Genomic DNA, 19,128 nt, shown 5'->3' with positions numbered 1-19,128 from the left:
TATTTGTGCCCTTTTTACTAAGCGCTTGTTGGATGTCGGAAAGGCAGCTGTTCGATGAGTCTTTGATGGTAGACCCGTTTGGTCGGGCAAAGGCTTATGAAGTTAAAGGTAAAGACGGTAAAAGCTCGGTGTTTATCAAAATAGGCAGGTATTTTGAAAATCCAAATAATGGCAAACGCTATAGCTTTATTCCTTCTCATGTGAAAGGCAAAAATCACCTTAATCGTTATTACATCGCATCGGTACAAACCAAAGGAAAGCCTAAAACAGAATACGGTTATGGCTATGTAGATAATAAAAATGCCTGGCACAGTTGCGTTCTTGCTAGAGAAGGTAAGGTAAATTCAATTCATCAATTAAGGCAGAGGATTAAGGCAGCCTCTACTCAGGGACGATTAGAAACAGTGTGCAATAATTATGGTGTCGCAAAAACACTATCGGTGAAGAGGGCGCATGAAAAGGCAGGTTTAATTGCGATGCGTAAAGACTACCAAAAAAGTCAAAAGGCTCAGCAACAATTACGTCAGCAGGCAATCAAACCAAAAGTTGTAACAAGAACGGTTCAGCAAACTAACTCTCATTCACATGCAGGCAGAGTGCATAGTCATCCTTTGCCGCACCAAGGTGTTCATCATAGGCATGGCAATGGTGCTTATGGTGTCAGCAATAATAAGAGTAAGGTTGTTACCTATACTGAGACGACAACGAAGCACTCTGCTAAAGCCCATGCTAAAAAACCACCGCGAGGCAAAATTGGTGTTGCAAAGCCACCAAGAGCACCTTCGAATTTGAATGGGTTTTATTTGGTTTATGAGAGTGGTGCGGTAGACAGAATTTCACAAAGGGGATCAGATATTCGTATTTATTCTGAATTAGCTAATGAATTAGGGCGTGGATTTGGAACTAGAAAAGGTGATCTGGAAAGTCGGGGTACATATAGTGCAAAACATTCGAGTTTATCTATTCAAAATGTTCTTCCTATCACACAAAACAAGCGTGCTTTCCGTCACTGCGGTAAGATTTTTAGTAAAATGTCTCGTGCGAACATTCTTCCTATCAAGCTTAAGGATGGCAGTTACTCACCTAATGTGTGGGTTTCTAAGTCTCGCTCTAAAACATACTGTTCCATAGCTCAAGTGAGTGCAACCTCATGCAGAGTAGTTAGGTGTTCTAAGTATGAAAAAAGAAAGCCAGGCAATTTACTGATGAAAGATCGTTTGCGTGCGATAAGAATAGGTAGTCAAAGGCAACGTACTTATCGTGGAAAAACCTATGCTGAAAAACAAGCAGAGGTTCGCCGTTATAACCGTAAGCAAAGTAAGTCTAAAGGCTCAAATAGCGGCGGCTGGAGCGCATCACAAGACGCATACCAGTCTACTTACGACGCTGCAACGGACTGGTGGGGTTCGCAGCTTTAATCTTGCAACTCTAATAATGAATATGAGAATTAACCTTAGTTCCTAGTTAGAAATAACAAAGTGAAAAATTACGATATATAATGACGCCATTATAATTTTTTAAGCGGGAATTATTATGGACAAGAAAGATATTGATGTTGTTCTGATTGGTGCTGGAGCAATGAGTACCTGTCTGGGCATGTTGTTAAAGCAACTCGATCCGACCTTAAAGATCATTATGGTGGAGAGACTCGATGGCGTAGGCAAGGAGAGTACGGCTAGCCATAATAATGCGGGTACGGGACATGCCGCCTATTGTGAGCTGAACTATACGCCGCTTCAAGAAGACGGTTCAATCGATATCAGTAAGGCGCTTAGCATTAATGAAGCGTTTGAGCTTAGCCTACAATTCTGGTCGTACTGCGTTGAAAACGGTTCGCTGCCAGACCCATCAAGGTTTATCAACTCTGTGCCGCACCAAAGTTTTGTTTGGGGCGAAGATAATGTCGAATATTTGCGTAAACGTTATGAAGTGATGCGCGAGCATCCAATGTTTGCAGAGATGGAGTTCAGTGATGACCCGGCTGTAATCAGTGAATGGTTGCCGTTAGTGATGGAAAATCGCGACCCCAATGAAAAAGTAGCGGCAACAAAAATCGCACATGGTTCGGATGTTAACTTTGGTCGTATAGCACGTGCATTTGCGCGTCATTTGCGCGAACAGGATGACTTTGACCTTAGATTAAATGTCAATGTTACCGATCTTGAAAAGCAGGACGACGGCCGCTGGAAGGTCAAGATAGAAGACTTAAATCTTGAGCAAAGAGAGCCTATTTACACTAAATTCGTATTCCTCGGTCTAGGTGGTGGAGCACTGCCTTTACTACAGAAATCAGATATCCCGGAAGCGGATGGTTATGGTGGATTTCCCGTTAGTGGTCAGTGGCTAATCTGTCGTCGCCCAGATATTGTTGCGAAACATAATGCCAAGGTTTATGGTAAAGCTGCTGTTGGCTCGCCGCCAATGTCTGTGCCGCATTTAGACAAGCGCGTTTTAGAAGATGGCAATGCCTTACTGTTTGGTCCTTTCGCTGGTTTTACCACGAAATTTCTGGTGCACGGTTCTAAGTTTGACCTGATCAAATCCACCACTTTCGACAATATATTACCTTTGACGATTGCCGGTTTTCGTAACTTTGACCTAACCAAATATCTGGTTAAAGAATCTAGAAAAACGCATGCCGAAAGAATGGAATCATTACGCCATTACTTCCCTGATGCTAAAGCTGATGACTGGGTATTTGCAGAAGCTGGGCAACGCGTACAGATTATCAAAAAAGATAAAGACAAAGGCGGAAAGCTGGAGTTTGGTACTGAAGTCGTTAGCTCTGCCGATGGCAGTATCTCGGCGCTTCTGGGTGCATCTCCGGGCGCTTCAGTAACGGTTAAAGCGATGTTGGAAGTACTGGAAAGTTGCTTTAGTGAGCGAATGGCATCGGATGAGTGGCAGGCAAAGCTACACGAAATGATTCCTTCGTATAAAAAATCGTTAATCGATGATCCTGAATTATTAAAATCAGTCCGTAGCAGAACGTTGAAAACGCTGAAACTTGGTGATAGTTAAGGGTTAAAAGATATCTAATAAACAGTTTGCCACCCCCCTACTTATAGGCTCTTTTTTAAATTATAGGCACTTTTTTAAATAGTGGTATAAGTAGGGGGGTGTTAATCGGTTTGAAACTAAATGAATATGTACACAAAGCATCTGTATACGAGGTACTGGCATTTTTTGTTAGTATCTCCGTAATTATGCGAGACAGATGACTTTAACTATTTGGGGTGGTTCCCCCTCTTCATATTTCTCTTTGTCTTTAATATCAACACGGCAGTTTTTATTTAAACGTTCATCAATACTTAATGCTGCTGGTGTCTCATAGAACATAATTGCTGATGCAGATATGTCTTCATGCTCAATTTCCAGCGTATTATTCCCTTCTAAACTTACTGGTTCTTTTAGGGCTAATGTCATCGTAAGTTGAAGCCTGGTTTTATTTTGGTGTTGTATTTCCTGCAATTCATACGTGGTAACTTGTTTTGTTTCAAGATATAGATCATTCAGCGTTAAACTGGTGAAATATAAAAAATTTCCAAGCTCTTTAATTAACCGTTCTCTTAAATCGCTTATGTCTTCGTCATCCTGTAGCATTAATTTACTGACGTTATCATCATAGGTCCATGTCATTTTAATGGAGTCTAACTGCTTTTGTGCGTTTGCCTGCAAGTGAGATGTGAGGCTTATCTCGTAATGGAAATGAGCGAATGCCGTTTGCGGTATTGTGAATAAAAAAAGTATTAACAAATGTATTAACAAACATTGACTGCTGTAAAAAGTTTTCATCGTGTCTTTATTTTTCATCAATCTGTTAAATCCTAAATTTTTGCATATTGTAATGTTAATGTGATCAAGGCACTGGTTGCGACCCATGACCCGAGTACACGCAAAACAATACCGTCTCCAAAACGGCGTAATAGTTGTGCTATCAACGAAAGTATCAAGGTGCTCAAGGTAATCGTTATGACTGCGCCCAAGTGCCAGTTAATAACACTATTGGTGCGTAAACCGGGAATACTGATTGGTTGTGAATCAATACCAATAAACAAACCTGTGAGTGTGGCTAGTAACAGGCTAATGATTAGCATCAGTGGGGGTAGTTGTTTTATTCTTATGACTACCAGCAAACCAATGATTAATGCCATGCCCAGCAATAACAGTTCTAATCTGGCCCCTGGGAACACAAAATAATTGAGTAACATTCCAGCTATCGAGGAAATAAACAGTAAAGAAATATGAATGGGAAGCTTACTTTGTTGTCCTATCAAAAATGCCAGACTACAGAGTAAAATAGCATGCGAAGGTGTCAAAACAGGGTGTTGCAACCCTTGCGTGAGCCAGCTTGGCGAAAAAGAAAATAATAGTGGTAAATTCATTAATATCATCTATAAATTGTATTAGAAAAAGGTAAGAGATGCTTGACTGATACAAGTAAAATTATTACCCTTAAATTTTTTGTACTGATTATCATTCGCAATAAGAAATAGTCGGTTAATATTAACGTGTTAAATAAATAAGGTCACCTAAAATGAATCCTAAAACCTCTGTGTTCGTTAAATGTTTGTTGCTAATCGCCGGCATTTTTTCATCCTCTCTAGTATTTGCTCATAGCGATGCGGGAAGTATTGGCGGTGGTTTCATGAGTGGCTTTTTACACCCAATGCTAGGGCTGGATCATGTTGTAGCGATGGTGGCTGTAGGCTTATGGGGTGTGTTTTTAGGGCGTCCTGCAATCTGGATTCTACCGGTTGTATTTCCGCTGGTAATGGCATTTGGTGGTGCTTTAGGTGTCGTGGGCGTTCCTATACCTTATATTGAAACAGGTATTGCATTATCTGGTTTGGTATTAGGTCTTGCGGTGGCTTTCGCGGTTCGTCCTCCTATCTGGGTTGCAGCTGTATTGGTTGGTGCGTTTGCGATTTTCCATGGACATGCGCATGGTACAGAATTACCTAATGCGGCTAACCCACTAATTTACAGCATTGGTTTTGTTATCGGAACGGGTTTATTGCATCTTGCGGGTATCGCTTTCGGCGAACTGACTCGTTGGTCTTGGGGTAAATACGTTGTGCGTTCTGGCGGTGTGGTTATTGCCCTTGTCGGACTTGGTTTTTTGAGTGGCGCGCTATAATCGTATATAGATACTTTTAAACAATATATATCTGCACCCCTCTACTTGGGCTGACTAATAAGACTGGTCGAAAAAAGCCTTGTAAGTAGGGGGGGTGACTTAAGAATTCAACGCTATTACTTCTCCAGTATCCATTCCTGTGCTTTTGTAAACTCATCATAATCGAAGTGTTTAACATCTGCAGAGACAAAGAATTTCGCTAATATTCCCATTAAGTCGCCAATGGGGGAATCTGTTACCAGCGCAACATGCGTCAGTTTTTTCTCATGACTCTTTACGAACTTAAAATGTTCGACCATCGCTCCGAGAGAATTCCAGCCAGGAAAATCCTTGGTGTTGATAATCAATCCATTAAGTTTTCCATGTTCGATAATATAAGGGTCGATGACTTTGGTAATTAAATCGAAATCTTTCTCTCTTAATTCACCTTGTAACTGCAAGACCGCGATTGCGGCTTCTCTATCTAGCTCTATAGATATCATTTCTCATCACCTCTTATTCGTTGTATTTTTTCTAGTGCTTGTTTATTTTACTATTGATATTTTAGTCTTTTCTCGATTTACGTAAATGAAAAACACCTTAACTTTCGTTCATATTGTTGTGTCACTGTCGTTAGCTGTCGAGTCTGGTTTTAATCTAGTAATCAGCGATTTACTTATTCAGGGTCACTCACATCTTTCAGCGTTAAAATATAAAATGCCGCTAATAAAGACAATAATCCCAATATCAACAACGTCGCAGCAGCACCAAATTTATCACCAACCAGCCCGATTAAGCCTCCTGCCAACATCATCACGCCAATGATAGTGTTGGATACCGCGACGTAGGCAGCTCGGTTTTCACCCGTTGCCATATCCATCAAATAGACCTTACGACCCAGACGAACGCCGCCATGCATCACATTGAGCAGTAAAAAGATAATGGCAAAGCCGATTTCATGCGTCACTAAATCCCATTCTAGCCAGATTGCCGAACAGGTAAAAATGGCTAAAATTCCAGCGCCTATTGCAGCAATAGCCATAACCCGCTTACTGGATGTATCGCTCATATAACCCCAGATGGGTGCAGATATGCTCGATGCAATGCCATTAGCAATAATCAATGCGCCTAAACCCATTAAACCCGAGTCGGTATTGCCTTGTGCCACCAACACGTAAAAGGGAGGTGCCAGTGCAACCGACAATAACAAGGTGCGCGCCAGTACATATCGACGAAATTCAGCATCATCAACGATCAAACGCAATTGCTGGATCGCGACTTGAAGGGCGTTTCCTCCGCCTTCTGTAGCGCCTGGTTGTTCATCGATGCGAGAGAAGATCAAAGCGGCCACTATCCATAAAACAGCGCCAGCAATTAATAAGCCTGAAAATACTTGAACGCTAGAGTCGCCGAGATCAAAGCTACTCATCCAGATACCAACGATAAGAATAGCAATGCCAGAAAGGCTGGCACTCCAACCCATCAACACGCCACGGCGACTTTTGGAGACGGTTTTACCCAATACATCTTTGGCCGAAACCGAACAGATGCCGCGCGATAAACTAAAAATGACCAGCATCAATATAAACGTCCAGCCCGCGTTTTTGCCTTCAAGAGTTGCTGCCGCCCATGCCATGCCCAGTAAGCTCAATGCAGAAAGCACTGCACCTAGAACCCAGACATATTTGCGAATTTTGAGATTACGCACGGCAGCTGCGACAGCTAATTGAGGCAGTAAAACACCCGCCTCACGAATCGGCACAATAAAGCCGGTGAATGTAGCAGGTACGCCCAATAAACCGAATAACCACGGAATCACCAGTTTGGCACTGGTGATTTCATCGGCAATTTTTCCTAATAAATTGGACCACAAATAGGCGAAAAAATTATGAGGCTGATCGTTACACGCGGCTTCTGGGATATCCTTGCAAACACGTGCATCTTCATCACCTGTAATCCGATTGTAGAGTTCTTCTGTATTGAATTTCATGCTTGGTTCTTAGTAAGAATTAAATAAAAGTAATCGGTATCAGCCTAACGTCGCATCAAGATACATCATGCAGACAAATCCAATCAATAAACTGAATGTTGCCAGATTCTGAAAGCCACTTCTGTGAGTTTCCGGAATAATTTCATCGCTGATTATAAATAACATCGCACCTGCCGCAAACGCTAGCGCCCAAGGCATAATAGGGCCAGCGAAAGATACAGCAACACTGCCAAACAATCCCCCAATGGGTTCTGCAAGCCCGGTTAAAAATCCGATGAAAAATGATTTCATCTTTGAATAACCGATTGAAAGTAAAGAGACCGAAACGGCCAATCCTTCGGGGATATTCTGTAACCCTATGCCTGTTGCGAGGCTCATGCCATTACTGATGTCGCCACCAGCAAAGCCTACGCCAACCGCCATTCCTTCTGGAAAGTTGTGCAGTGTAATTGCAAACACGAACAGCCAGATACGCGTAATTTTTTGTGTATCAGGACCTTCCTGACCAGAAAGAAAATGCTCATGGGGTAAATGGCGGTGCATTAAAGACAAACTAACGGCCCCCGACATAATGCCAATAATCGTAATGATTACCGCCATATTTTTGCTGTCGAAAATTTGCTCGCCGTATTCAATGGATGGCAAGATTAATGAGAAGAACGAAGCTGCCAGCATAATTCCAGCGGCAAAACTGAGTAAACTGTTTTCAAGTTTTGCGGATAATTGTTTAAAAAAGAAAACGCCCAAAGCGCCTACGCCTGTCAACAGACCTGCAACAAGACTCCCCACAACACCCATCATAATGACATTCATAGCAATCCAATATTGTCGTTTAATTTAGAAGAAGATTATTGTGCTATTTTCTATGACGAAAAAGCCCTAAATGTTAATTGTGTGCAGAGAAATATATCAATAAGCCGAGCGATCTTTTTATCGACTGAGCCAAAGACACTAATATGATCTCCAAAAAATAAATCAGAGTTTAAGCAGTTTCAAAAAGATAAAATTAAAGATGGAAAGCAGACTTAAACCTATACCCACGTATAAATCGCTGCCACTACTCGCGCCTTGCGACCAGAGCCATATCTTACCCACGCCGAGGAAAGCGAAAACCATAGCGAGCGCTAATAATAAAGGTTTGAGAACGATTAGTTTTTTGTTCGGATCATTCTTCATTGCATTGACCGAGGGTTGATAGTTTTACTGTTAACGCTGACTATAATAACAGCAAAAAACAGCCAATTTATATCTTAGAAAGGGATGAATTAACAATAATTCGTAATTAATTGGAGTGACTGTCCTGCAGGAAGACTCACGTTATATTTCGACTAATACTGGCTCCATCTCAAGGTGTTGTAGGAAAAAGTGCGCCAAAGGTGGGGGGTGACTTTATTCTTTAAGCGCTTTGAGAATCCTGGGATAAAAGAAACCCAGCGTCAGGGCTCTGATTAGCATAAATAAACTCAAACCTAAAAACAGGCCATGATTGCCCCATTGGGGGACCAGAAATTGTAATAGCACAAGAAAGATGAGCGTCGATACTAACATCGCATTACGCATTTCTTTGGTATAGCTGGCACCGATGAAAATGCCATCGATTTGAAAACTCCAGATAGACACCAGCGGCGCGATGATCATCCATGGAAGGTAGGTTGTTGCGGTTGCGAGTACCTCATCGATATTCGTGAAAAAGCCTAGAATCATTTCGCCGAAAATTAAATAGATGGCGCTGATTAAGACGGAAAAGCCGAATGCCCAAACACTGGTCATTTTTACCGAGCGAACATAGGCTTTTTTGTTACGTGCTCCATAGGCACTGCCGGTTAATGCCTCTGCTGCGTGCGCAAAACCGTCTAATGCGTACGCCATAATGCTTTGTAAGTGGAGTAATATCGCATTTGCGGCTAATACAACTTCACCCATGCCGGTACTAATCGCAGTGAAATAGCTAAGTGAGAACACAAGGCATAATGTGCGAATAAATATATCGCTATTCGCGCTGAGTAATCGCGTGATTGCCTGTCGTTCGAGAATGGCTTTCCAGCTAAAACGTGCTAGCGCTTTTTTGATTGGTTCGCGCAACATAAAGAAACCACAAGCTGCCGCAAGGTATTCCGCGATTAAGGTTGCATAGGCAACGCCTTCGACACCCATGTTAAAACCAACCACAAATACCAGATCTAACAGAATATTAGTAAAATTGAGCACTAATAATAGAATCAAAACCCGCTTGGTATTGTGCATACCGATGAAAACACCGGTAAATACATAGGTCGATAAGGTCGCAGGAGCGCTCCAGATACGAATATGGGCGTAATTAGCTGTAAGTGCCTCGACCGCAGGTGTGCCATCAAGTAGGTATAAAGCAAATTGAATGATGGGGTAACTGATCAGAATGCTGAAAAGCCCCAGCCCCAGCGCGAGTATGATCACGCGAGACAATGTATCTAGCAGTAATGGCTCGTTATCAGCACCATAAGCCTGGGCGATAAAACCTGTAGTGCCCATTTTGAGGAAACCGAATCCCCAAAATAGAAAGCTGAAAATCAATGCGCCTAATGCTACTGCACCGATAGATTCTGGTCCTGGAAGGTGTCCAACAACGGCAGTATCGACTGCCCCAACCAATGGAATCGAAAGATTCGAAACGATAATTGGCCCTGCGAGTGCCCAGACTTGTTTATGACTAGGTGATAATTTGTTGGCGTTAGTCATTAGGTGTCGCTGATTTCAAAAGACATTATTGTGTTTTATTTCTTATGAAATAGATAGGGAATAGATAAGGAAAAGCAACGAGGAAAAATAGTGAGAAAAGACAGCGAAAAAAATAGCGAGAAGGACAAAAGATAGTTAGCAATGTACAAAAAAGTGCCCCAAAGTAGGGGGGTGACTTTATGATAAATAAACAATGCGGGGAGTTAAAAAATACAGATATCGTGACGTATTATTTGAGCAGGCTCGGCTTTAAATATGCTCAATGAGCTTTGCTCATCAATTTGCACATTGGTATATACAGCGTTTTACAAATGATGCAGCAGCTTGATTAAGCTGCATGCTTCATTGTATTTACATCTTCGTTAGATGTTTTTGCAACATTGTAATTAACCACTTCGCAATCTTGGATCGCTTCTACTGGTGAGTTTTCCTTATCTGAGAAAACACCTTTGAAGAGACTCCAGATAGATTCAGAGCGTATACTTCTAGCTCGTTGGTCGTAAAAATTATAATCAATAGAACCAGTCTTGGTTTGGTTGTATCCTGATTTAATAGCTTGTATGTTTGTCATTATTGAGTCCTCTGTTCTCTTAATGTTGAGGTAATAATAGGGCGCTAAGATTTTTTGCACAAAGGACTTAATCTCGTGGCACAGATGAGGTATTCTCATGTGTATGCAAAATCGCCTCCCTCTTAACAATCTCAATACCTTTGCCGCAGCTGCAGAACACCTTAGTTTTCAAAAGGCGGCAGAGTCGTTATATGTCACACCTTCAGCGGTGAGCCATCAGGTGCGTAATCTGGAGCAGATTCTGGGTCATAAATTATTTGATCGTCTAGATAAAAGGGTCAAGCTAACGGCACAAGGCGAAAGGCTTTTTAATGATATAAGAGCGCCAATCAAACAATTGAATGAAGCGAGCAGAAGAGCATTTCGCGGGCTGGAAGACAGCGCCTTGGCATTATCCGTTGCGCCGGTATTTGTAACAGGCTGGTTGTTGCCAAGATTGAAAGACTTTTACAGTGCTCATCCCGATATTAATTTATCTGTAATCGCTACCACAGACATGATTAATTTTGAGTCAGACCCCTTTGATGCGGCGATTCGAATGGGTAAAGGTGACTGGAATGATTTACTCTCATACCGTTTATTTAACCGGGAAATAGTCGCGGTTTGTCATCCATCGTTATTGGAAAATAATGAAAAGCTACAGGCTAATAAAAAACAGTTCACACCATTAGAAATCAGCAATCAGTCGCTTGTTTCAAACTCATCGATGCCAGGCTTGTGGAAAGAATGGTTTCAATCTGCCCACATTGATATACGCGATGGAACCAGAGGCAATTTACAACTGCAAAACTCGGCTCAGGTTGTGGAAGTGTTGCAAACAGCAGATTCAATCGGGCTGATCGACAGAAACTTTATCAAAAGTGATATTAAATCAGGGCGCTTGGCGATTGCCTGTGAGCATGTTTTGCAGGGAGATAATGGGTATTATCTAACGGCTCCTAAATCTGCTGAATCCCTACCTTCTTTTTGGGCATTTAAAGACTGGTTGGGCACACACAGTGACATCAGTTTTGAGACTTGATAGTGGCTTTAAAATGATTCAAGCTCACGAACTTAATGCTTGAATGTTGTGGAAAATCATCTGCAAAGCTCACTAGAATAAACCTTAAAAATAAGTGATACTCACGCGCACAAAACTGTTGTATTACAGTTGTCATCGTTATTAGACAGGTCAGTCAGGAATAGTATGGAAAAATTTATCGAATCCGTTTTTTACGCCAGCCGTTGGTTGTTAGCACCGATTTATATGGGGCTTTCTTTGGCGTTGATTTTATTAGCTATTAAGTTTTTTCAGGAATTGATTCATGTTTTTCCAATCATATTGGGTGCGACTGAGTCAGATTTGGTATTAGTCGTTTTGTCCTTGATTGACTTAGCCTTGGTCGGTGGTTTGCTAGTGATGGTGATGTTTAGTGGCTATGAAAACTTTATCTCACGCATCGATTTAGATGAGAAAACGGATAAGCTCGCCTGGTTAGGAAAGCTTGATTCGGGAAGTTTAAAACAAAAAGTAGCGGCATCTATTGTGGCTATCTCATCCATTCATTTACTCAAAGTGTTCATGAATCTTCAGGATACCGATAATGAAAAAGTGATGTGGTACGTTATTATGCATTTGACCTTTGTGCTTTCAGGAATTGGCATGGCGTTTATTGATAAGTTGAATTCAAAACGTAGCTGAGTTGTGGGTGGCTAATTAGCTAATAAACAAAGATGTATAAAAACAGCTTAAAAGGTGGGGGGTGGCCTTTTGAATTGATTAAGCACAACAAAAGGCCCCCCCCCACTTATAACTAGTTTTTTAGTAGGTAATTACAAATTATAGTTTCACTATCAATTTGCCTTTATTTTCTCCGCTAAAGAATAAATTCAATCCCGTCATTGCGCTTTCTAATCCCTCAAGGATATGCGCGCGGTATTTGATTTTTCCTGCCTTTACGTGGGGTGTTAAAATATCTAGAAGCTCAACTGTCTCATGAAAGTGATCCGGCATGGTGAAGCCTTGTACAGTCAGGCGCTTTCTTAGTAGATTCATCCAGCTAGGGCCGGGCGCTGGTGTTTCAGCTAAATAATCAGCAATCATTCCACACACTGCAATTCTACCGTGGGCATTCATGCGTTCAAATACATGGTGTTGAATAGGTCCGCCAGTGTTCTCGAAATATACATCGACACCATCGGGAGTCAGTGCTTCAAGTTTTTCTTTGATGCCATCTGCTTTGTAATCAATTGCACCATCAAAGCCCAGTTCGTTAACAATCCAGTCGCACTTTTCCTGTCCGCCTGCAACTCCGATAACACGTAAACCTTCGGCTTTTGCAAGTTGTCCTACAATTGAACCAACAGAACCTGCTGCTCCTGTTACAACCAGTGTTTCACCTGCTTTTGGTTTTCCTACTCGATACAAACCTTGTGTTGCTGTTAGGCCAGGTAAAGCAAAGATGGATAACACCATTTCTGCGGGTAAATTTGCATCTACCTTATTGACGCCTTGGCCTTTGCTGATTGCATATTCTGTCCAACCGAACATGCCAGTGACTTTGTCGCCAACAGCAAAATCAGGATGCTGTGATTCGACGACTTCAGCATATCCGAATGAACGCATCACTTCGCCTATCTCAACACGGGGGATGTAACTCTCGGTGTCAGCACTCATCCAGCCAAGCATTGCTGGATCGAGTGACATGTGAGATTGTTTAATTAAAAATTCTCCTGCTGCTGGTGACGGTTTTTCTAATCGTTCTACTTCAAAAAGATTGGGTCCGATGTCTTTAGCAGAAGGACGGTTTGCTAATTTTATTGCGGTATATGTTGTCATTTCGTTACTCTCTTCATTTCATGTTCATTGAATAGCGCTTACGTTAGTTGCCTATAAGCACGGTATGAATGAATTATTACTTATCTATTCGTTATGAAAAACCCTCAAAAATGTTAATATTTATTGTCTTTAAAACAATAATGGGGCTTCTTATGGATCAATTACGAGCTATTAATTACTTTATCGCAGTAGCAGAAACGAGTAGTTTCACCGAAGCAGCAAAACGATTTAATGTGCCAGCATCGTCATTGTCACGCAGAATTGTTGATTTAGAGAAGAGCTTATCCGCTACGTTATTGCAACGAACGACTCGTGTAGTAAAGCTGACTGAGGTAGGTAGGGATTATTACAAAAAGGTAAAACAGCTTGTTGAGGAATTAGAGCTAACCAACGAGTCGGTAAAAAGCTATCACAGCGAACCCATGGGAAAACTTCGAGTGAGTGCAGCCGTGGGTTTTGGTCAAAGAATATTGTTGCCATTATTAAATGAGTTCTCTGAAAAACATCCAAAAGTGATTCTGGATGTAAGTTTGAGTGATGAGGTCACTACCTTAAATCGTGATGAAATCGATATCGCCATACGTAGCGGTTATGCACCTAATGAACGTGTAGTGGCGACCAAATTAATGGATAATAATTTTTACCCAGTGGCATCACCTGAATATTTAAAAAAAGCCGGGATGCCTAAACACCCTCAGGAATTGAGAGCGCATTCGGGTTTGTATTATAGAACACCGAATGGCCCTGTACCGTGGTTGAGTTATTTCGATAAACAATGGCAGGATGTCAGCGCCCAAGTGGTTGCAATCAGTAACAGCGGTCAATGGTTATTAGATAAAGCGCTTAATGGAGAGGGGATAATCATGCTGCCAAAATGGTCGACACAAGAGTTGTTAGATTCCAATGATCTGGTCGAGTTAACCTTTAAACAACCGATTAATATTACCCAACAAATGGATTTGGGTGTATTTTTGCTGTATCAGAAGCAGCGTTATACTGTGCCCAAAGTGAAGGTGGCGGTGGATTTTTTGGTTGAGAGAATTACAAAAAACACGGTAAAAGTAGGGGGGTGACCTTTACATAATATTGTTTGTATAAATAAGGGTATTTTAGCTTAAATGACAAAGTCACTTTCAATTCAACAAGCTAGAAAACTGGTTTTATTGTCTCAAAAGTTACTGCCTTCAAAGCTATCATGAAGTGCAATGGAGGCTACGCTATCTGCTATTGAACATCTTGGTTATATCCAGAGCGATACTATCTCTGTTATCCAGCGGGCGCACCACCATACTTTGTGGAATCGCAATCCGCGTTATAAGCCTGAGCAATTAGATCAACTGATTGCTGATAAGCACGTATTTGAATACTGGTCACACGCAGCAGCGTATATACCCATGTGTAACTACCGTTATAGTTTGCCGCGTAAACAGGCCTTAGCTTGTGGTGATCTGAAACATTTTGTTTTTGTGTACCTGAGTCGCTTCATTCCTAGCAATTTCACCATTAATACTAGCTTCACCAGAATGGATTCGTTGGGTAGCCTCGGTTTTCGTTAATTCAGTACTTTTACAGACGAATTTATCAAGGCGCATAATGGGAAATCAGCATTGTTCTTTCTTATTTTCTAGGTTGCTATCTAGGCTTTCGCGGAGATGAGTTGCTGCCACTACCTCTACGCCCCTTTGGTTTTCCTTGACCTTTACCTTTACGCCTACCTTTACGAGATGGCACAGGATCTGGCTCGAAATTACCATATTCCTCATCAGCGGATGGATGTGCTAGTGCCGCCACACTTGGCTCAAATCCTGGGATAACCTCACGTTCAAACTTACGACCTATGATGCGTTCAATAGAATGTAATTGCTTATATTCATCCTCACTGAATAGTGAAATCGCGACACCGGAGGAACCAGCACGGCCGGTACGACCGATGCGATGTACATAATCTTCAGGCACAAAGGGGAGGTCAACGTTAACGACGCAAGGGAGTTGGTTAACATCAATGCCTCGAGAGGCAATATCCGTTGCTACCAATACAATAATACTTCCGCCTTTAAATCCTTCTAAGGCACGCGTGCGTGCGTGTTGGGTTCTGTTCGCGTGAATAGAATCAGCATTAATCTCTGCATTTTGCAGCTCAACGACCAAACTATCCGCCTCTCTCTTAGTACGAACAAAGACCAATACTTGCGGCCATTTATTCTTTTGAAGCAGGTGAATCAACACCTCAGTCTTACGCTCTTTATCTACAGGATGTATTTTCTGTTTAATCGTATCGACTGTGCTGTTATCGATATCAACTTCGATTAGCAGTGGATCATTTAACAAGCCTTGAGCAAACGACTTGATGCCTTTAGAGAATGTCGCTGAAAACATCAACGTTTGACGTTTCATAGGCAGCAGCGTTTGGATGTGACGGATATCGTCGATAAACCCTAAATCCAACATACGATCAGCCTCATCCAGGACTAGGATCTCAAGCTGATCAAAGTTAATCGCCTGTTGATTATATAGATCAATCAAACGACCAGGTGTAGCAACAAGTATATCCAAACCACCTGCTAGCTCGGCTATCTGCGGCTCAATCCTCATGCCACCAAACACAGCCGCAGAGCGAATATTCATGTCGTGGCTGTAAGTTTTAACGCTCTCAACAACCTGAGCCGCAAGCTCGCGAGTCGGCGCAATGATTAATGCTCGTACTGTTTTAGCTTCAGGGCTATTTTCAGGACTACTTTCAGGACTAAGACCACCAGATAATAACTGCACCATAGGTAGCGTAAAGCCAGCCGTTTTACCTGTGCCAGTATGCGCCACCGCCATAACATCACGCTGACTAAGCACCGCTGGAATAGCTTCAATTTGTATCGGTGATGGTGTTGTATAACCTTGCTCTGCAACGGTTTTCAACAGCTCATCACACAAGCCTAAAGAGCCAAATGACATAGATACGCATTCCTCGGGTTGATTGGTACTTGATTATATTTAGTCTATGATGCCTGTTAGTGACTGAGAAGTAGAGGCAATTTATTATTCCTCTACTCTGTTTCTTATTCTGACTTTTATTCCAATTGTTTTCAAAAAAGTGCCTTAAAGTAGGGGGGTGACCTTTGTCTGTTCTATAATCTAATCACTCAGTTTTTTATTCTTCCACTACCAAATAAAACAGTACCAAATGAAAAATATATTAAATATCACCAATGGCGATTCCGCTGTAGATATTATGCAGAAAGCAGAAATTGCCGGTGTTTTTTTACCGTGGCGAGATGTGCTGCATGATGGTCCTGTGCCTGATGGGCTTTCCTTAGAAGAGCTTTCAGAGGTCCGTACACAATTCATTGTTGATTGTGCTTGGGGTACTTTTGATAATATTAGCGCCTCTTTTATCGAAAGAGATGACACGCTTAAGTCATTTGCAAGCTATGACAAAGTGATCTTGTGGTTTGAGCATGACCTTTATGATCAATTGCAGATCGTTCAAATTCTTGATTGGTTCGCGCAAAACCCAACAAATAATACCGAGCTTTCTATTATTTGTGTGGACCAATATCTGGGAATGCTTTCGCCTGATGAAATGGCTGATCTGCCAAAATATGAGGAACCAATCACTGAAGATCATTTGGCTTTATCGAGTAAGGCATGGGCAGCATTTCGATCTACTAATCCTGAAGATTGGTTTGCATTGCTTTCTATAGATACATCAGCGTTACCATTTCTAGAAGGTGCGATTATCAGGCAATTGGAAGAATACCCCAGTTGTCGAAATGGTTTGTCGCGCACTGCTGAACAAGCATTGAAAATTATCTCCGATGGCGAAACTAATCTCTGGAAAGTTTTCGCGGACTCTCAGGCAGCAGAAGATCGGATGTTTATGGGAGACTCCAGTTTCTGGATAATCATTGAAGAATTGCTAGTGGGCAAAACTCCCTTATTAAAACTAGCTGCCGGAATGGCGTGGGAAAGACCACCATCTCCAGATCTTGAATTAAACATTACGCCCATGGGCGAAGCCGTTTTGGCAGGTGAGAAACATTGGCTGGAATTAGCAGAAATAAATCGCTGGATCGGTGGAACACATTTAATCCCTAACAATCAGTGGTGCTGGGATTCGGTGAATAGGTCCCTGATTAAAAAGTAGCTATTTTTATTAGAAAATAATTATTAGGCACTGTAGTAAAAACGGTCAGACACCCCCATACTCTCAGCTCATTTTTGTCGCTTATTGTGTAATGAGTGGCCTACCTTTATTAAAAATTCATTGAGTGTTAGTCACTTAATCGAACGGGAAATCAGTGTTAAATGAAAGCCACAGCTAAGGCGCTTTCGCGTATTGAATACATCATTTTGATGAGTGTTGTTGTCGCCGTCGATGCACTAGCGATTGATGCAATATTACCTGCCTTGTCTTTTATCAGTAATGAGTTTGGTGTTCAGGACGGTAATAGTCGGCAATATATTGTGACCACAATCTTGATGGGTTACGGTTTTGGTGTGCTCATTTTTGGAATAGCATCCGACAGTTTCGGGCGAAAACGACCTGTCTATATTGGCTTTGCCATTTTTCTGATTGGGACATTAGTCACAATTTTTGCCAGTAGTTTTAGTATGTTGTTGGTTGGTCGCGCCTTGCAGGGCTTCGGTGCCGCAGGTCCACAAATTATTCCAACAGCGATAACCAGAGATTTATACAAAGGCCGTGGCATGGCTCAAATCATGTCACTGATAATGATGGTTTTCATGCTGGTACCTGCGATAGCGCCGCTAATAGGGCAAGGTATTTTGATGTTGACTAATTGGCAAGGTGTATTTGCCATGTTGGGTATTTATGCGGTGTTTGCCTGGGTCTGGTTCTCGATTCGTTTGCCAGAAACATTACCAGTCGAAAGTCGTGTGCCATTTTCTTTTAGTCAGGCTTGGTCATCGGTAAAAGAAGTATTGCGCAATAAACAAGCTGTGAAATTCACGATTGCTGAAGGTCTCGCATTTGGCGCTATTCTGGCCTATCTGAGTACGGCACAGCAGATTTTTCAGGAGCACTTTGAGTTGGGTGATCGCTTCGCCTTATATTTTGGAAGTCTGGCATTAGTAATGATGTTCGCATCATTTGTGAATTCGCGTCTGGTTGAAAAATTAGGTATGCACAAGATGGTGTTGCGTGCGGCGATGTTCTTATTTTTTGTGTCAATTATCTATGTGGTTTACATTTGGCTCAACGACACGTCTGTGCCTTTGTGGAGCTTTTTGATATACGCTAGTATTTCCTACTTTTGTCTCGGAATTCTGTTTGGCAATATGCACAGTTTAGCGATGGAAGAAGTGGGTCATGTCGCTGGTGCAGCAGCATCTGTGATCGGCTCTTGCAGTACCCTCATGTCTGTCATTATTGCCGCATTTATTGGTAGCTTTTATAACGACTCCGTCACTCCTATTGTGATAGGTTTTGGTGTGTTAATGCTGCCTATTATTTATATCACCTGGAAAGATTAATCTTTCCTTTAAGTCATTGGAGTTGCTGATGAGCCACAATCTTGAGAAAAATAAGGAAAATGCAATTGCGTTCTATCGCACTGCTTACCTTGGAGAGCCGGCTAAAGCCGTCGAAGATTATGTGGGGAATGATTATATTCAACATAATCCCGTTGTTAAAAATGGAAAATCGGGATTTATCGAGTACTTTGAAGAAATGCAGAGAGACTATCCCGAGAAGCATATCGAGTTTGTAAGAGCGATAGCAGAAGGTGATTTAGTCGCGTTACACACCATTCAAACATGGCCAGAAAATGCGCAATACGTAACGATGGATTTCTTTCGTTTTGATGACAACGGTAAGATCGTTGAGCATTGGGATTCTATTCAGGATGTGCCAAAAGAAACTAAAAATGGCAATAAAATGTATTAAACAGATATTAGATAAA

General features: G+C 41.8%; 20 protein-coding genes and 1 pseudogene. 10 read left to right on the top strand and 11 right to left on the bottom strand.

Annotated elements, in window-relative coordinates; genetic code table 11:
• The first annotated feature begins 32 nt into the window (after positions 1-32).
• Positions 33-1,418 carry a hypothetical protein gene (locus OO007_RS13250; RefSeq protein WP_325809160.1) on the top strand — a complete coding sequence of 462 codons (1,386 nt, stop codon included), beginning with the start codon at positions 33-35 and terminating at the stop codon, positions 1,416-1,418.
• Between the two features lie 115 nt (positions 1,419-1,533).
• A complete protein-coding gene (gene mqo, locus OO007_RS13245; protein WP_325809159.1) occupies positions 1,534-3,021 on the top strand; it encodes a malate dehydrogenase (quinone) in 1,488 nt (495 codons plus the stop codon).
• 183 nt (positions 3,022-3,204) lie between these two features.
• Here the strand turns inward: mqo and OO007_RS13240 are convergent, their stop codons facing one another.
• A complete protein-coding gene (locus tag OO007_RS13240) occupies positions 3,205-3,813 on the bottom strand; it encodes a DUF1007 family protein (protein WP_325809158.1) in 609 nt (202 codons plus the stop codon).
• A gap of 14 nt (positions 3,814-3,827) precedes the next feature.
• Positions 3,828-4,385 carry a hypothetical protein gene (locus tag OO007_RS13235; protein ID WP_325809157.1) on the bottom strand — a complete coding sequence of 186 codons (558 nt, stop codon included), beginning with the start codon at positions 4,383-4,385 and terminating at the stop codon, positions 3,828-3,830.
• Positions 4,386-4,537: 152 nt separating this feature from the next.
• Between OO007_RS13235 and OO007_RS13230 the strand changes: the two genes are divergently transcribed.
• On the top strand, positions 4,538-5,140 hold the full coding sequence (locus OO007_RS13230) for a HupE/UreJ family protein (protein WP_131907173.1): 603 nt from the start codon (positions 4,538-4,540) through the stop codon (positions 5,138-5,140).
• A gap of 116 nt (positions 5,141-5,256) precedes the next feature.
• Here the strand turns inward: OO007_RS13230 and OO007_RS13225 are convergent, their stop codons facing one another.
• The 6 genes from OO007_RS13225 to OO007_RS13200 form a co-directional block, all read right to left on the bottom strand.
• Positions 5,257-5,622 (bottom strand): STAS/SEC14 domain-containing protein, encoded by a 366-nt coding sequence (locus tag OO007_RS13225; protein ID WP_131907172.1) that lies wholly within the window; start codon positions 5,620-5,622, stop codon positions 5,257-5,259.
• 173 nt (positions 5,623-5,795) lie between these two features.
• The gene (locus OO007_RS13220; protein ID WP_325809156.1) at positions 5,796-7,109 is read right to left on the bottom strand and encodes an MFS transporter; all 1,314 of its coding nucleotides are present in this window, start codon (positions 7,107-7,109) and stop codon (positions 5,796-5,798) included.
• Between the two features lie 39 nt (positions 7,110-7,148).
• Entirely contained in the window at positions 7,149-7,922 is a 774-nt protein-coding gene (locus OO007_RS13215; protein WP_325809155.1) for a ZIP family metal transporter, read from the bottom strand.
• A gap of 162 nt (positions 7,923-8,084) precedes the next feature.
• Positions 8,085-8,285: a hypothetical protein gene (locus OO007_RS13210; protein WP_131907169.1), complete on the bottom strand. Its 201-nt coding sequence runs from the start codon at positions 8,283-8,285 to the stop codon at positions 8,085-8,087.
• A 213-nt stretch (positions 8,286-8,498) separates the two neighbouring features.
• Positions 8,499-9,824: an MATE family efflux transporter gene (locus OO007_RS13205; RefSeq protein ID WP_325809154.1), complete on the bottom strand. Its 1,326-nt coding sequence runs from the start codon at positions 9,822-9,824 to the stop codon at positions 8,499-8,501.
• A gap of 328 nt (positions 9,825-10,152) precedes the next feature.
• Entirely contained in the window at positions 10,153-10,395 is a 243-nt protein-coding gene (locus OO007_RS13200) for a hypothetical protein (protein WP_325809153.1), read from the bottom strand.
• Between the two features lie 97 nt (positions 10,396-10,492).
• On the opposite strand from OO007_RS13200, the gene OO007_RS13195 reads away from it, so the two are divergent.
• Both OO007_RS13195 and OO007_RS13190 read left to right on the top strand, forming a co-directional pair.
• Entirely contained in the window at positions 10,493-11,416 is a 924-nt protein-coding gene (locus OO007_RS13195; protein WP_131907166.1) for a LysR substrate-binding domain-containing protein, read from the top strand.
• 165 nt (positions 11,417-11,581) lie between these two features.
• Positions 11,582-12,076 (top strand): TIGR00645 family protein, encoded by a 495-nt coding sequence (locus OO007_RS13190; RefSeq protein WP_131907165.1) that lies wholly within the window; start codon positions 11,582-11,584, stop codon positions 12,074-12,076.
• Positions 12,077-12,214: 138 nt separating this feature from the next.
• Here OO007_RS13190 and OO007_RS13185 read toward each other — a convergent pair whose 3' ends face one another.
• Complete coding sequence (locus OO007_RS13185) at positions 12,215-13,213, bottom strand: NADP-dependent oxidoreductase (RefSeq protein ID WP_325809152.1); 999 nt, start codon at positions 13,211-13,213, stop codon at positions 12,215-12,217.
• Positions 13,214-13,365: 152 nt separating this feature from the next.
• Here OO007_RS13185 and OO007_RS13180 point away from each other — a divergent pair, with 152 nt between their 5' ends.
• Both OO007_RS13180 and OO007_RS20275 read left to right on the top strand, forming a co-directional pair.
• Positions 13,366-14,286: a LysR family transcriptional regulator gene (locus OO007_RS13180; RefSeq protein ID WP_325809151.1), complete on the top strand. Its 921-nt coding sequence runs from the start codon at positions 13,366-13,368 to the stop codon at positions 14,284-14,286.
• Between the two features lie 132 nt (positions 14,287-14,418).
• Positions 14,419-14,640, top strand: a pseudogene (locus tag OO007_RS20275) (DNA glycosylase AlkZ-like family protein); the annotation flags it as partial.
• Between the two features lie 6 nt (positions 14,641-14,646).
• Here OO007_RS20275 and OO007_RS20270 read toward each other — a convergent pair.
• Positions 14,647-14,805 (bottom strand): S4 domain-containing protein, encoded by a 159-nt coding sequence (locus tag OO007_RS20270; RefSeq protein ID WP_442784342.1) that lies wholly within the window; start codon positions 14,803-14,805, stop codon positions 14,647-14,649.
• 40 nt (positions 14,806-14,845) lie between these two features.
• The gene (locus tag OO007_RS13170) at positions 14,846-16,159 is read right to left on the bottom strand and encodes a DEAD/DEAH box helicase (protein WP_325809149.1); all 1,314 of its coding nucleotides are present in this window, start codon (positions 16,157-16,159) and stop codon (positions 14,846-14,848) included.
• Positions 16,160-16,388: 229 nt separating this feature from the next.
• Here OO007_RS13170 and OO007_RS13165 point away from each other — a divergent pair, with 229 nt between their 5' ends.
• From OO007_RS13165 to OO007_RS13155, 3 genes are all read left to right on the top strand, one after another.
• On the top strand, positions 16,389-17,351 hold the full coding sequence (locus OO007_RS13165) for a hypothetical protein (protein ID WP_325809148.1): 963 nt from the start codon (positions 16,389-16,391) through the stop codon (positions 17,349-17,351).
• Between the two features lie 161 nt (positions 17,352-17,512).
• Positions 17,513-18,700, top strand: coding sequence for a multidrug effflux MFS transporter (locus tag OO007_RS13160; protein ID WP_325809147.1), 1,188 nt, complete (start codon positions 17,513-17,515; stop codon positions 18,698-18,700).
• 28 nt (positions 18,701-18,728) lie between these two features.
• Positions 18,729-19,112, top strand: coding sequence for a nuclear transport factor 2 family protein (locus OO007_RS13155; RefSeq protein ID WP_325809146.1), 384 nt, complete (start codon positions 18,729-18,731; stop codon positions 19,110-19,112).
• Positions 19,113-19,128: the final 16 nt, after the last annotated feature.

Origin of the sequence: Cocleimonas sp. KMM 6892 (assembly GCF_035798195.1) — a bacterium.
Lineage (GTDB): Bacteria > Pseudomonadota > Gammaproteobacteria > Thiotrichales > Thiotrichaceae > Cocleimonas > Cocleimonas flava.
This window is presented reverse-complemented; position numbering and strand designations above follow the sequence as displayed.